This is a genomic window from Oerskovia sp. NPDC060338 (assembly GCF_042726295.1).
Lineage (GTDB): Bacteria > Actinomycetota > Actinomycetes > Actinomycetales > Cellulomonadaceae > Oerskovia > Oerskovia merdavium.
Genome location: NZ_JBHXCQ010000019.1, coordinates 62,251 through 76,171, shown reverse-complemented (window position 1 = coordinate 76,171; position 13,921 = coordinate 62,251). Strand labels below are relative to the sequence as shown.

8 protein-coding genes are annotated in these 13,921 nt (G+C 75.2%); 4 read left to right on the top strand and 4 right to left on the bottom strand.

Going from position 1 to position 13,921, the window contains the following annotated elements:
• Positions 1–170: 170 nt before the first annotated feature.
• The 3 genes from ACFWGN_RS20250 to ACFWGN_RS20240 all read right to left on the bottom strand — a co-directional run bounded on the left by ACFWGN_RS20250 (position 171) and on the right by ACFWGN_RS20240 (position 5,456).
• Positions 171–1,838 (bottom strand): DNA repair helicase XPB, encoded by a 1,668-nt coding sequence (locus tag ACFWGN_RS20250; RefSeq protein WP_191801988.1) that lies wholly within the window; start codon positions 1,836–1,838, stop codon positions 171–173.
• 48 nt (positions 1,839–1,886) lie between these two features.
• Positions 1,887–4,409: a helicase-associated domain-containing protein gene (locus ACFWGN_RS20245; protein ID WP_377619448.1), complete on the bottom strand. Its 2,523-nt coding sequence runs from the start codon at positions 4,407–4,409 to the stop codon at positions 1,887–1,889.
• Positions 4,410–4,493: 84 nt separating this feature from the next.
• On the bottom strand, positions 4,494–5,456 hold the full coding sequence (locus ACFWGN_RS20240) for an alpha/beta fold hydrolase (protein WP_377619446.1): 963 nt from the start codon (positions 5,454–5,456) through the stop codon (positions 4,494–4,496).
• Positions 5,457–5,528: 72 nt separating this feature from the next.
• Between ACFWGN_RS20240 and ACFWGN_RS20235 the strand changes: the two genes are divergently transcribed.
• Entirely contained in the window at positions 5,529–6,188 is a 660-nt protein-coding gene (locus tag ACFWGN_RS20235; protein WP_377619444.1) for a TetR/AcrR family transcriptional regulator, read from the top strand.
• A 418-nt stretch (positions 6,189–6,606) separates the two neighbouring features.
• Here the strand turns inward: ACFWGN_RS20235 and ACFWGN_RS20230 are convergent, their stop codons facing one another.
• On the bottom strand, positions 6,607–8,592 hold the full coding sequence (locus ACFWGN_RS20230; RefSeq protein WP_377619443.1) for a DUF3352 domain-containing protein: 1,986 nt from the start codon (positions 8,590–8,592) through the stop codon (positions 6,607–6,609).
• Positions 8,593–8,867: 275 nt separating this feature from the next.
• Here ACFWGN_RS20230 and ACFWGN_RS20225 point away from each other — a divergent pair, with 275 nt between their 5' ends.
• The 3 genes from ACFWGN_RS20225 to ACFWGN_RS20215 are packed head-to-tail and all read left to right on the top strand — an operon-like array spanning position 8,868 to position 13,916.
• Positions 8,868–9,251 (top strand): cold-shock protein, encoded by a 384-nt coding sequence (locus ACFWGN_RS20225; protein WP_056645398.1) that lies wholly within the window; start codon positions 8,868–8,870, stop codon positions 9,249–9,251.
• A gap of 1 nt (position 9,252) precedes the next feature.
• On the top strand, positions 9,253–10,314 hold the full coding sequence (locus ACFWGN_RS20220; RefSeq protein ID WP_377619440.1) for a DUF3027 domain-containing protein: 1,062 nt from the start codon (positions 9,253–9,255) through the stop codon (positions 10,312–10,314).
• A complete protein-coding gene (locus tag ACFWGN_RS20215) occupies positions 10,311–13,916 on the top strand; it encodes an ATP-binding protein (protein ID WP_377619438.1) in 3,606 nt (1,201 codons plus the stop codon). The genes ACFWGN_RS20220 and ACFWGN_RS20215 overlap by 4 nt, the downstream gene beginning before the upstream one ends.
• Positions 13,917–13,921 lie beyond the last annotated feature (5 nt).

Below are 13,921 nucleotides of genomic sequence, written 5' to 3'. Positions count from 1 at the left end.
CCTGTGGTCGGACCGGTCGTCGTTCCGTGCCGGGCGGGTGCCGCGCTCCTGCGTCGCGGGACCCCCGCCCTCTACTGCACGACGTCCAGGTCCTCTCAACCTGTGGTCGGACCGGTCGTCGTTCCGTGCCGGGCGGGTGCCGCGCTCCTGCGTCGCGGGACCCCCGCCCTCTACTGCACGACGTCCAGGTCCTCGGCGTCGACGATGCGGTACGCGTACCCCTGCTCCGCCAGGAAGCGCTGCCGGTGCGCCGCGAAGTCCTGGTCCACGGTGTCGCGCGAGACCACGGCGTAGAAGTGCGCGGTGCGACCGTCCTGCTTGGGACGCATGATGCGTCCCAGGCGCTGCGCCTCCTCCTGACGTGACCCGAACGACCCCGACACCTGGATCGCGACCGAGGCCTCGGGCAGGTCGATCGAGAAGTTCGCGACCTTCGACACGACGAGCCGGTTGATCTCCCCGGAGCGGAACGCCTCGAACAGGCGCTGACGCTCGCGCACCGTCGTGGCGCCCGTGATGACGGGCGCGTCGAGGTGCTCGCCGAGCTCCTCGAGCTGGTCGAGGTACTGGCCGATCACGAGGACCTGGTCGTCCGGGTGCGCGGCCGCGATCTGCTCGACGACCCGGTTCTTGCCCGGCGCCGTCGCGGCGAGCCGGTACTTGTCCTCGGGCTCTGCCGTCGCGTACGCCATGCGGTCACGGTCGGGGAGCGTGAGCCGCACCTCGACACAGTCCGCGGGCGCGATGTAGCCCTGAGCCTCGATGTCCTTCCAGGGCGCGTCGTACCGCTTGGGTCCGATCAGGCTGAAGACCTCGTCCTCCCGACCGTCCTCGCGCACGAGCGTCGCGGTCAGGCCCAGGCGGCGGCGCGCCTGGAGGTCCGCCGTCATGCGGAAGATCGGGGCCGGCAGCAGGTGGACCTCGTCGTAGACCACGAGGCCCCAGTCGCGTGCGTCGAGCAGCTCGAGGTGCGTGTAGACGCCCTTCCGCTTGGTCGTGAGCACCTGGTACGTCGCGATCGTGACGGGCTTGATCTCCTTGCGGGCGCCCGAGTACTCGCCGATCTCGTCCTCGGTCAACGTGGTGCGCCGCACCAGCTCGTCACGCCACTGGCGCGCGCTCACGGTGTTCGTGACGAGGATGAGCGTCGTGGTCCCGGACTTCGCCATGGCCCCGGCCCCGACGATCGTCTTGCCCGCACCGCAAGGGAGCACGACGACGCCGCTGCCGCCGTGCCAGAACCCGTCGACGGCCTGCTGCTGGTAGGGGCGCATGGCCCAGGGCTTGTCCTCGTGCGCAGGGTCGGTCGGCGACAGGTCGATCGGGTGCTTCTCGCCGTCGACGTAGCCCGCGAGGTCCTCGGCGGGCCAGCCGAGCTTGAGCAGCACCTGCTTGAGGTGCCCGCGCTCGGACGGGTGCACCACCACGGAGTCGTCGCCCAGGCGCTCGCCCACGAGCCCCGCCGTCCGCTTGGACTTGAGGACCTCGGCGAGCACGGCCTTGTCGGTCGCCTGGAGCACCAGGCCGTGCGTGGGGTGCGCGACGAGCTGGAGCCGCCCGTAGCGCGACATGGTCTCCGCGACGTCGACGAGCAGCGCGTGCGGCACGGGGTAGCGGCTGTACTGGAGCAGGACGTTGACGACCTGCTCCGCGTCGTGGCCCGCGGCCCGTGCGTTCCACAGACCCAGCGGGGTGAGCCGGTAGGTGTGGACGTGCTCGGGAGCTCGTTCGAGCTCGGCGAACGGGGCGATGGCCCGGCGGGCGTCGCCGGAGAGCGGGTGATCGACCTCGAGCAGCAGCGACTTGTCGCTCTGCACGATCAGGGGGCCGTCGGCCATGTGCGTCCTTCCGGGTGGTGCGTCGTGTCGTGGCGCGGGTGGTGCGGGCTAGTCGTTCGGCGCCCCCGCGGAGGCGTCCGTGGGGGCGACGTCGCTCGTGTCGTCCTGGACGACGGTGGGCGCGGGGACGTCGGTGAAGACGCCCGCGATGCGGTGGACCGCGACGGTCAGCTCGGCGTCGCGTGCCGGGTCGAGGGCGCGCAGGCGCCCCCCTTCGAGGACCAGGGGCTTCACGCGGCGGCGGGTCGGCTGACCTGTCGGGTCGATCGTCTCGAGGACCACGTGGTCTCCCGCGTCGATCGCGTCGCGCAGGAGTCCCAACGCGGCAGGAGGTTCGGTTGTTCCGCGCGGCACGGGCGGAGCGGCCTCGCGGCTCGCCGACGCGGGTGGCGCGGCGAGCGCGGCGTCGTCGGCCGCGCGCAGGCGCGGGACGAGCTCGGCGTACCGCTCACGCCGGGCCGTGGTGTCCAGGGCGGCGCCGTCCCGCGCGGCCGTTCCCGGCCCGACGGCGGAGCGCCCCCGGGTGGCCGTGTCCAGCGGGCGTCGCCCGCCCACGCGAGAACGGACCGTCGACCGGACGCGCTCGGTGCGCACGACCCGCCCGTCAGGCCCCTCGACCATGGACGCGAGGCCGCGGTCGCGGAGGGCGGCCTGGAGCGTCGCGGCCGGCACGAGCGCGGCCAGGACCGTGGGGGCGACACGGAACAGCGCGAGGTGGCGCAGCGCCGGGTCCTCGACGAGACCCGTGAGGAGCGCGGGGTCCTCGGCACGGACGTAGCTCGACGCCGTCCCGACGCGCAGCCTGCCGTGCCGACGGGCGGTGTCGCGCACGAGGTAGTCGAGCGGCTGCGGGAGGGGCGTGCGCGAGTGCGCGGCGAGCTCGGTGAGCAGGTCCTCGGCGCTGCGGCCGGCGTCGAACGCCCGGGTCAGCGACTCGGGCGTGAACCGGACCGTGATCGCGGCCCCGCGCGACTCGACGTCCGCGGCGTCCTCGAGGAGCCGCTCGAGGGCCCCGCTCGGGCGCCCCGGCACGATCCCGGTGAGGTCGCCCTGGACGAGCAGCTCGTCGACCTCGGGCGGCAGGACCGACTCGAGGGCGTGCACGAGCGCAGTCTCCGGCGCGCTCACGGCGCCGTCGGGCACGGGGAGCAGGAGCGCGCGACCTGTCGGGGCGAGCGCGCCCACCCCCGTGACGCCCAGGAGCGCGGCCTCGCGGACCAGCCCCTTGACGGCCTGGGCCGGGGGAGTGGCGCGTGGCGATCCCCAGCGCAGGACCTCGAGCAGGTCCGCCGGGCCGAGCGCCTGCCCGGGACGGTCGGCGAGCGCCGAGAGGAGGTCGAACCGCAGACGCGGGACCCACGGGCGGCTCAGGTCGGGTTCGAGGGCCGCGCGGAGCGTGCCGCGCTCGTCGCGGCTGCCGATGGTCCACGGCGTGCGCCCGGACGCGGCCCAGGCTGCGGCGAGCGCGGCCCAGCGGCTCGCGAGCGGCAGGTCGAGCCAGTCCTCGCCCGCGAGCGTCACGGTGAACGAGGGCGGGTCCTCGCCGTCGTCGACGACCAGGCCCGTCGCGAGCGCGAGCTCGGCCACGAACGCCGCGGTCGGTTCGTCGACCTCGAGCGTCGTCGCGAGACGACGCAGGTCCCGCACGCCCAGCCCGCCGGCGCGCAGCACGCTCGGGGGCGAGGCCTGCCACAGGGCGAGGAGGTGCGCGACGAGCCGGACCACGTCCTGGGCCGCGCGGGCCGCCTCGGCCGTGATGGTGTCCTCGGCGAAGTGCGGGGCGTCGGGCTGGGGCGGGTGCGCGGCCGTGCTCGCGTGCGTCCGCCCGCCGCGCAGCGCCAGGGCGACCTCACGGGGCAGGACGACGTGGCGCTCGTCGGAGGCGAGGAGCAGACGGTGGCGCAGGAGCCACGTCGTGGCCTCGCGGCCCACGGGGTCGGCGCGCGGCGCGACCCCGACGGGCGGCCCCCAGGTCAGGGCGTCGAGGATGCTCCGGGCCCCGGGGGGAGCGTCGGTGAGGAGGGCCTCGAGGGCGGTGGCCGCGTCGACCGGCGACGGGCCCGACGGCGCGTGGTCGAGCGGCGAGGACGGGTCGGCGGGGCCGAGCCCGGCCGGGTAGGGGCCCAGGACCTCGGACAGGCCCGGGGCGACGGCCAGGTCGGTCGCGGCCGAGGGGTCCGAGGAGTCGGAGGTGCCCCGGTCCCACAGCAGGGCCCCCTCGAGCAGGTGCGCGACAGCGGCGCGGACGAGCGGGGCGTCGGCGGGCTCCGTGGCCAGGGCCGTGAGAAGACGGTCGATCGTGACGGGCGCGCGAGGAGCGGCCGGGGCGGAGGGCTGGTCCCCGAGGACCAGGACGGAGTCGAGCACCTGCAGCTCGAGGGCGTCGAGGCGGGCGACGGCCCGGTCCAGGCTGGTACGGCTGGTGGCGCGTGCTGCGAGCGAACGCAGGGTCGACGGCGAAGGAGTGGCCAGGTCAGGGCGCTGCATCAGCAGCGCGACGAGTTGCTCGTCGCTGCGGGAGCGAAGAGCCTCGGGGAAGGTCCGGCGCGGAGCCGGAGGCGTTGAGGCCATTCGTCCGATGCTACGCGGGTCGGGGGTGCGCCTCACCCGGGTCCTCGAGGCGCGGATGGTCGCGGCGGTGCTGTGCCGCGGCGGTCACGCGCCGACCTGGGGCCGCGCGGAGCGTCGCGCGTCGACCGGTGTCCGCGGGGCGTGCGGATCGAGCGCCCGCGCCCCGACCTCGGCGACGTCGAGGGAGTCGACCGCGTCGAGCCCGCCCGTGACGAACGCGGTGAGGGCGTCGAGGGCGAGGTCGGACGAGAGGACCTTGGTGTGGCCGAACCCGGACGTGAGGACCAGGCGAGACCGGTCGCCGTGGGCAGCGTGCAGCCGCCGCGCGTCCAGGTCCGGCATCCGTCGGTCGCCGCGGTCGTGCACCACGAGGAGCTCGGTCGTCGCCGGCAACAGGTGGGTCACGGCGTCGTAGCGGGCTGAGGCGGAGGCCCGGTCCTCGCCGAGCCGGGCGAGGAAACGGGCCTCGACGTGGGTCAGCGTGCGGGCGTCCAGGCCCAGGTCGCGCCCGAACTGGGTGAGATACGGATCGGGGCTGCCCACGCCCGAGACGACCGCGACGCGTCGCGTCGGGACGGTCGAGCGGGCCGCGGTGAGTGCGGCCAGGGCGCCCAACGAGTGCCCGACGAGTGCGTGGAACGGGCCGTGGACGCGCTGCAGGGCCTCGGTCGCCGCGACCCAGTCGCGGATGTCGGCCGGACCGCCCGGAGACGTGCCGTGCGCCGGGGCGTCGAACGACACGACGTGGAAGCCCTCGGCGACGAGCTCGCGAACCAGGGGAGAGAGCTGGGACGCGCGCCCGCGCCACCCGTGGACCAGCAGCACCGTGCGCTCCCCGGACCCCCACTCGTAGCTCGTGAGCGCCCGGCCGCGGACGACGAGCGTTGCTCGCCGCGCGGTGTGGTGCGTGGACGTGTCGGCATCGCGCACGGGGATGCGGGGAGCGGTGACGAAGAAGGCTCGCAGCGCGAAGCGGCCGGCGAGCCCGGGGGAGACGGTGGCGACGGCGCGCACGCCGCGGCCGACCGCGCTGTTCAGGACGGGCATGTCTCCTCCAGATGAATGCGTACGATCGTTCGTTCTGTAGATTACGCGAACGATCGTTCGTACACTAGGGGGATGGCAGAACTCGCAGCCCTGGACGGTCGACGAGCCCGTGGTGACGCGTCACGGCGGGACGTGCTCGCACGCGCGACGGACCTCGCATCGGTCGAGGGGCTCGACGGACTGACGATCGGCCGCCTGGCCGAGGCGTCGGGCCGCAGCAAGAGCAGCATCGCCACGCTCTTCCACGGCAAGGAGGGTTTGCAGCTCGCGACCGTCGTCGCGGCACGGGAGATCTTCGTCGCGACCATCGTCGAGCCGGCGCGCACCGAGCCGAGGGGCCTGCGTCGCCTGGTCGTGCTGCTGCGGAACGCTCTCGTGTACTCAAGGGACAGGGTCTTCACGGGTGGCTGCTTCTTCGTCGCGACCGCGGCCGACGTCGACTCCAAGCCGGGTCCCGTGAACGCCGCTGTGCGGTCGGCGCTCGCGGACTGGTACGGCTACGTCGAGGCGCAGACGAGGGCGGCGGTGGCAGCGGGCGAGCTCGCGATCGACCAGGCCGAGGCCGAGGTCCTCGCGTTCGAGCTGCTGGCCCTCGACGAGGCCGCCAACTCGCGGTCCCTGCTGCTGGGGGACGACCGCCCCTACGCGCTCGCTGCGGCCGCGATGCGCGCCCGGCTGCTCGTCGCCGGGGCGGACCCCGAGCTGCTCGGCGCGCTGGATCTCGCGGGCTGAGCCTTGCGACGAGCGGGCTGATCGTGGGGCGGGCCTGGCGCGCTCGCGCTCGTCGACGCCGATCGACCCAGCGGGTTGAGCCTGGCTGTGAGCCCCGCCAACCCGGGGCCTTGTCGAGGGGCGTTCGCCGAGCGAATCCCCGTCCTGCTCAGCGAACGCCAGTCCCGCCCACCGGAAAGCGCTGCGCAGACATCCCCCGTCCCGCGCTCGGCAACGGTGCGCGGTGCCCGGTGCCCGGTGGTCGGCTGGTCCGACGAAACAGCCACTGCCGCCCGCGCTCCCAGGGATCGCCGTGCCCCTCGATCCGGGAACGCCGGCGGCCGGCCACGAGGATCCCGTGACCGGCCGTCGATCTGCGCGTCGCGCTGTCGCGCTGGCGGGCGGCGACCTCACGGGCCGCCGGCCCGGCGCGCTGCGGTCAGTCGAAGTTGAGGCGCACGCTCGACAGGGCGTGCCCGCCGTCGACCCGGGTCGACACGCCGAAGGCCTGCAGGGGCTCGACGTAGGCGATCCACGAGTCGTCGCCACCCAGCGCGTCGATGTTGGCGCGGGCGATCTTCTCGATCGCGTCGATGTCGACGAACACCGCCGAGCCTGCCGACCTCGCGTCGGGCACGACGGTCGTGAACGCGGGCTTCGAGCCCAGCTTGCCGTCGGCGGCGAGCTGGGCCGCGTAGTCGTCGTTCGACGCGATCACGAGGCCGTCCTCGGTCGTGGCGCTCGAGAGCTTGTCGGCCCCGGCGTCCACGAGGATCGCGTCGATCCGACCCAGGAGGTCCTCGAGGGCCGCCTTGTCACCGATCGTGCGTGCTCCGAAGCTCACGTCTCCGGGACCCGTCACCGACGAGACGTCGTCGAGACCTGCGGAGTCGAGCGCGACGACGATCTGCTCGCCCAGGAGCGTCTTGAGGTCCTCGGGCAGCCTGATGTCGAACGACTTCTCGAGCTCGTCGACCGTCTCCTGGAAGCCGAGACCGCTGGGCAGCAGGTCGTCGTCGGACGTCTCCGAGTGGTCGTCCCCGAACAGGTCGTCCGTCAGGTAGTCGTCGCCGTAGAGGTCGTCGGTCCCCAGGTCGTCGGCACCCAGGCCCACGTCGGTCCCGGTGCACGACGACATGAAGGCCTCGTCGTAGGTCCTCTTGTACTCGGCCTCCTCCTCGGCCGTGAGGCCGAGCCCGGAGAAGTCGGCGGCGTACTCGGGCTGCGCGAGCAGCGCGGCGCACTCGGCCTCGGTCACCGTGGGCAGCACGGTCGTGCCGACCGGGTTCGAGGACAGCGACCAGTCGTCGTCGAGCAGGTCGCCGCCGCCCAGGCCGCCGAGGTCCTCCAGGCCGCCCAGCCCGCTGGAACCGAACGTGTCGGCGAGCGTGCTCAGCTGCTCCCACGCCTCGTCGATCGACGCCGGGTCGACCGTGCCCGCCGACGCGAACAGCGTGGTGTCGGGGAGCCCGGTCAGGAGAGAGGTCCCCGCACCATCGAGGGGCGTGAGGGTCGCGTCGTCGGCCCCGACCGCGAACGCGAGCTCGAGGTGGTCGGAGCCGGCGCGCAGCGCCCCCGAGACCGAGGTGACGCCGTCGAGCTCGGCGAGCGCCGCCGTCGTCTCCTCGGCGCCCCCCTGACCGGCGAGAGAGTCCTCCAGCAGGCCCTTGGTGCCCTGGACGTCAACCCAGAACGAGACCAGCCCGGCGTCGCCCAGGGCCTTCGTGTCCGCCACGAAGAGCGGGTCGTCCGCGAGCGAGGCCTTGTTCGCGGCGGCCGCGACGTCCGCGGCGGCGAGCGTCTCGGACGTGATGAGCGCGTACCCGTCGGTGAACGCGACCTGTGCGGGCTCGACGCCGTCCCCGCAGCCCAGCGCGGCCTCGATGGCCGTGCGGGCCGCCCCCTCGTCGGTCACCTGGAGGACCACGACGGGCTCGGGCTCGGCGCCGTCCTCAGCGGCCGGGAGGGACGCGAGCCCCGCACGCTGGCCCAGCCACGGCTCGACGTCGGCCGCGAAGTCGACCGTGCACCCGCTGCTCCCGGCGATCGCGTCGACCAGGAGCTCACGCAGGTCCGCGGTCTCGCTGAGGTCGACGTCGAGGTCCTTCGCGAGGTCCGGGAAGCGGTTCGCGAGGCGCAGGAGGTTGACCTTCTGGGTGGCCGACGGGTCCAGGTCGACACGCACGTAGGCGATCGCAGTGTCCGGGAGCGCGGCCTCGGGCTGCGCACCGCCGCCGTCGAGGGTCGTGTAGGCGAAGACCCCGCCGCCCACCAGGACGAGCGCGGCGGTCGCTGCGCCACCCAGGACCAGGCCCGTGCGCAGGCGCGAGGGCCTGACGGTTCCCGGGACGGGAGGAGGGGAGCCGGCAGGCTGCTGCCACGCCCCGGAGGGGTCGGCGGGCGGGAAGGTGGGCGGCGTGGTCATGAAGAACCTCGTGTGTCGGGGGCGGCGCGTCCGGCGCTGCGGGGCCGGCGGTCGCCTGAAGGCTAGTGGAGCCGGACGGCGCGGCGCCGCCCCCTCCCATGGGGAGTTCTCCCCTCTGCGGAGGGTGCCCGCGGGGCCGTGCGGATCGCGGGCCGTCGCGTCGCGCGTTTCTCACCCGGAGCCCGCTCCCGGACGCGGCCGGGCGGATGCGACGGTCAGGGCGCGCGCCCGGTAACCTGAGAGTTCTGATTCCCACGAGCACAAACGAGGTTCACGTGCCCACCGGCAAGGTCAAGTGGTTCGACACCGAACGAGGGTTCGGCTTCATCGCCAGCGATGAGGGAGACGAGGTCTTCCTGCACGCTTCCGCGCTGCCCGACGGCGCTGCTGCGCCCAAGCCCGGTGCCCGGGTGGAGTTCGGTGTGGCCGACGGCCGCCGGGGCCCGCAGGCGCTCGCGATCAAGCTGCTCGACCCGGCGCCCTCGGTCGCCAAGGCGCAGCGTCGCCCCGCCGAGGAGCTCGGGGTCGCGATCGAGGACCTCATCAAGGTGATGGACCAGGTGGGCGGTTCGCTGCGCCGTGGCCGCTACCCGGACGCCGCCAAGGGAGCCCAGATCGCCCGGGTCCTGCGCGCTGTCGCCGACGACCTGGAGGCATGACATGGCTGCCGTGGCCGCCGCTGAAGGACCGACCGTTCGTCGCGTGAGCGCGCGCGCCGCCAAGGACGCCGTGCTCACGGGTGCGGTGGACCTGGCGCGCGCCGCGGCGGAGCAGGTCGCCGAGCACCCCGGGGACGTCGGGGAGCACCTGGGGACCCTCGCCGTCGAGGACCGCCTGATCTCCCACCTGTTCGCCTGCACCATGCTCGGGTACCGGGGGTGGCGCTGGACGGTGACGCTCGCGCGCGTGCCGCGCGGTCGGGTCGCGACGGTGTGCGAGGTCGAGCTCCTGCCGGGCGACGGCGCGATCCTGGCTCCCGAGTGGCTGCCGTGGTCGGAGCGTCTTCGCCCCGGCGACATCGGTGCGGGCGACGTCCTGCCCTTCCAGGCGGACGACCCGCGCCTCGAGCCGGGCTACGTGCCGACGGGCGACGAGGAGCAGGACGAGGTCGCGATCGAGGAGCTCGCGCTCGCTCGCGTCCGTGTCCTCTCGCCGCAGGGCCGGGACGAGGCCGCCGAGCGCTGGTACCGCGGCACGCGGGGCCCCACGGCGCCGGGCGCGGTCGCGTCGAGCGCCGAGTGCGGGTCGTGCGGCTTCCTGGTCCCGCTCCAGGGGGCGCTCGGGCAGCTCTTCGCGGTCTGCGCCAACCCGTGGTCTCCTGACGACGGCAAGGTCGTGAGCCTCGACCACGGGTGCGGGGCGCACTCCGAGACGGACGTCGAGCTGCACCCGACGGACTGGCCCGCGCCGGACCCGTTGATCGACGAGATGGACGTCGAGATCGTGCAGCTCCTCGACGCTGCGCAGGCGTCGAGCGAGACGGCCGAGCCGGCGGCGGACGGCGGCACGGTGCGTGTCGACGTCCCGGTCGACGTCGAGGTCCCTGCCGAGGCTGCCGCCGTGGAGCGTTCGGCCGAGGTCGAGGCGAGCATCCAGCTCGCGCTGTCGCGCATCACGCTGCCCGAGCCGGGGACCTCGTCGGCCGGATCCTCGGGTGACGGGCCGGGCGACGAGCCCTCCGACCCGGGCGAGGGCGCGGCACCGGACGAGCCCACACGGTGACCGAGGACGCCTTCGGGACAGCGGCCCTGCGCCGGGCTGTCACGGAGGCGTGGCTCGCGTCGCCGACTCGCTTCCGGGAGGACGCGAACACCGAGGAGGACCACGCGCGCGGCTACTACCGCGACCGCGTGGTCGTCGAGCTGGCGCAGAACGCGGCCGACGCCGCGGCGCACGCGCGCGCCACGGGCCGTCTGGTCCTGCGCCTCGCGCCGGACGCTTCGGGTTCCTGGTGGCTCACGGCCGAGAACTCGGGCGAGCCCCTGGACGCGCGCGGTGTCGCGTCGTTGGCGTCGATGCGCGCCTCGGCGAAGGTCGTCCCCACGAAGCGCGCATCGGACGGGGCACGCCGGGCCTTCCCCGCCACGGCGTCCGGTTCCGGCCCGACGGCGGAGCTCCAGCCCGTGGGCGAGGGGCCCGGGCGCGTGGGCCGGTTCGGCGTGGGCTTCGCGGCCGTGCGGTCGGTGGCCGACGAGATCGTGGTCCGGTCGACGCTGGGCGGCGTCGTGTTCTCGCTCGACCGCACGCGTGACGCCCTGGACGGGCTCACGGGAGCGCCCGGGGGGGAGCGTGCGGAGCAGGCGGACGCAGACCGGCTCGCGGCAGCGGTCCTCGAACGGGGAGCCGCGCTCCCGGTGCTGCGGCTCCCGTTCCCCACGGACCCGCTGCCGGCGTCGCCCGCAGGTCCGACGCTCGCCGGGCTCGAGCCGTCGCAGGGCCGGGACCTCGCGGGTCCCGACCGTGCGGAGGGCGCTCGCGAACCGGGCGGACCGTGGGCGCCGGACACCGTCGTGTCGCTGCGTCTGCGGGACGAGCAGGCGGTCCTGGCAGTGCGTCACCAGCTCGACGAGCTCGACGACGCGCTGCTCCTCGCTCTGCCCGCGCTCGACGAGGTCGTCGTGGTCGTCGCGGACACCGGCGAGGTGCGCCACCTCCAGGACGCCGATGCACGGTGGACCGTGCTGCGTGAGGCAGGGGAGAGCTCCGCCGACCTGCTCGCGTCGCTCCCGGTCGAGCAACAGCACGCGGGGTGGTCGCTCCTGTGGGCCCTGCCGCACGAGCCGACCGCGGTCTCCGGCCTGCTGCACGCGCCCACCCCGACGGACGAGCGGCTGACCTTCCCCGCGCTCCTCATCGCGTCCTTCCCGCTCGACCCGAGCAGGCGTCACGTCCTGCCCGGCCCCGTGACGGAGGATCTCGCGGCGCGGGCGGGCGAGGCCTATGCGCGTCTCCTCGCCCGACTGGCGGCGTGGGACGCGGGCGGCGCGAGCATCGCGGCCTCGATGCCGGACGTCCAGACCGGTCACCTTCCCGGCACCGGCCGCAGCCACGTCCCCGGCCATGTCCCCGGCCACGTCCTCGGGCTCGTCCCGACGGGCCTGCCCACGAGCGAGGTCGACGCGCGGATCCGTGAGGTGGCCCTCGACGCCCTGCGGGGCACACGGCTGCTCGCCCCGGTCAGGGAGGACAGAGCGGCGACGGCGCACAGGGACGACCAGGACGAGCCTGACGCCGCTCGGTACCTCGTCGCGCCGCGCGACGCCCAGGTCCTCGCGGGCGAGGTGGGCCGCGACCCGGACGTGCTCCGGGTCCTCGGGCGCTGGGTGCCCGGGCTCGTGGACGTCCCGTCGCCGTTCCTCGCGGTCGCGCGCTCGTTGGGCGTGCAGTCCCGTGACCTGGCCGACGTGCTCGACGAGCTCCCCGCGGGCATGGGGCCCAGCAGCTGGCGCGAGGTCTACGCGGTCCTCGCACCGCACCGGGGGCAGCCGGGGGTGCTCGACGCGCTCGGGGCGGTCACGGTGCCGCTCGCGGACGGCCGCACGGTGCGGGGGGCGCGCGGCACGCTCCTGCTGAGCCCGGGCGACGAGGTCCCGGGCGCGGACGGCGCGTCCGGCGCCGCTGGTTCCTCGCCGTTCCTCGCGCTCGCGCGCTCGCTCGGCCTGCGGCTCGTCCACCCGGAGGCCGCGCACCCGCTCCTCGAACGCCTGGGTGCCACGGTGTCCTCGGCGCGCACGCTCCTCGAGGAGCCCGCGGTCAGGGACCACGTCCTGCATCTCGCGGACGAGGCCGCGGACGGCGACCCTCTCCTGGGCGACCTCGCGGACGTGGGCGATGACGGGCCGGCGCTGTGGACGAGCAGGTCGCCCGCGCTGGACGCCGAGGCCGACGTGCCCGCCCCCGATCCCGACGCCGCCCAGGGCGACGTACCCGCCCAGGTGCCCTCCGCCGTCGGGCAGGTGCTCGCCCTGGTGCGGGCCGCGCTCGACGAGGGCGCGCTGCCCGCCGAGCTGCCCTTCTGGCTCGGAGAGCTCCCCCTGCCCACGGCCGACGGCGACCTGTCCCCGGCGCGTGAGTGCGTGCTGCCCGGGTCGTGGGCTGCCGAGCACCTCGACGGGCTGGTGCCGCTCGCGGCGGAGGCCGAGCCGTCGGGCGCGTGGAGCGAGGACGTCCTGCGCGCGGTGGGCGTCCAGGCCGACGTGTCGGTCTACCGGGTCGCGGACGTCCTGACCCCGTGGGCCAGGGGGACCGACCTGGCCGACGACGCGGCCGACCCGGCCGACCCGCAGTCCTGGCTCGCAGGCTGGACCGACTACCTGGACTTCCTCGCGGGACTGCACGGCGGCGGGGCGTACGTGGGCGACCTCGACGGGGTCGCGGACCTCGACGCCGTGGCCGACGACGCCTGGCCCGCCTTCCTCGCGCGCCTCGCGCACGACCCCGACGCCCGTGCGGCCCTCCTCGATCCCGTCCGGGGACAGGGGAGCGCGCGGGCGGGGGACGCACCCTCTTACACCGCGTGGTGGCTGCGCCGGCACCTCGGCGCGCCCTTCGCGGCCACGCCGGGCACCGTCCCCTTCCTCGCCGACCCGCCACCGGCCGTGCGCGGTCTGGACGCCGAGGTGGTGCGCGCGCTGGGCGGGGTCGTCCGGCTCGAGGACCTGGACCCGGCGGACTGGTCGGGGTACCTCGCCGCGCTGCCCGACGTCGGCACGCCCCTCCCGCTGACCGCCTCGCTCGCGGTGTGGCGCGGGCTGGGTGCGCTCGCGCGGCGCGTCCCGGCTGCGGACGTGCTCGATGAGCTGCCCGAGCGGCTGCCCGGCCTGCGCGGGGGGCGCGCGACGTGCGTCGCCGCCGAGGACCTGGCGGTCGCGACGAGCGCCATGTGGGCGCAGGTGCGGACCGTGCTGCCCGTCGCGCCGGACGGCGCGGGTGACGCCGTGCGCGCGGGCGAGGCCCTCGCGGACCTGCTCGACCTCCCCCTGCTCCCGACCCCGAGGAGCGCGGACGTCCTCCTGCCCGACGGCGAGGGCTCGCGCCAGGTGGTCGACGCCCGCGTCGTAGGGCTCGTCGAGGGAGTGCCTGAGCACTGGTTCGAGCACGACGTCCTGACCGTGGACGGTGTCGAGGTCGACTGGTGGGTGTGCGCGGGAGGTGGCGGCCCGGAGGTGCATGCCGCGACGACGTCGGGCCTCGCACGCGGTCTCGCCGCAGCGGCCGGGCGCGCGGACACGCGGTACCTCCTCGAGGTCGCGCTCCTGGACCCCGACGCGGCCGACGAGCTGCTCGCCGAGTCGGCGTGGGACGGGGCTGACCCTCCGCGATGAGCCGC

What these genes read in the sequence shown, in the direction of transcription:
- ACFWGN_RS20250 (WP_191801988.1), bottom strand. Translation starts at nt 1,838, where the DNA reads ATGGCCGACGGCCCCCTGATCGTGCAGAGCGACAAGTCGCTGCTGCTC.
- ACFWGN_RS20230 (WP_377619443.1), bottom strand. Translation starts at nt 8,592, where the DNA reads ATGACCACGCCGCCCACCTTCCCGCCCGCCGACCCCTCCGGGGCGTGG.
- ACFWGN_RS20220 (WP_377619440.1), top strand. Translation starts at nt 9,253, where the DNA reads ATGGCTGCCGTGGCCGCCGCTGAAGGACCGACCGTTCGTCGCGTGAGC.
- ACFWGN_RS20240 (WP_377619446.1), bottom strand. Translation starts at nt 5,456, where the DNA reads ATGCCCGTCCTGAACAGCGCGGTCGGCCGCGGCGTGCGCGCCGTCGCC.
- ACFWGN_RS20245 (WP_377619448.1), bottom strand. Translation starts at nt 4,409, where the DNA reads ATGGCCTCAACGCCTCCGGCTCCGCGCCGGACCTTCCCCGAGGCTCTT.
- ACFWGN_RS20235 (WP_377619444.1), top strand. Translation starts at nt 5,529, where the DNA reads ATGGCAGAACTCGCAGCCCTGGACGGTCGACGAGCCCGTGGTGACGCG.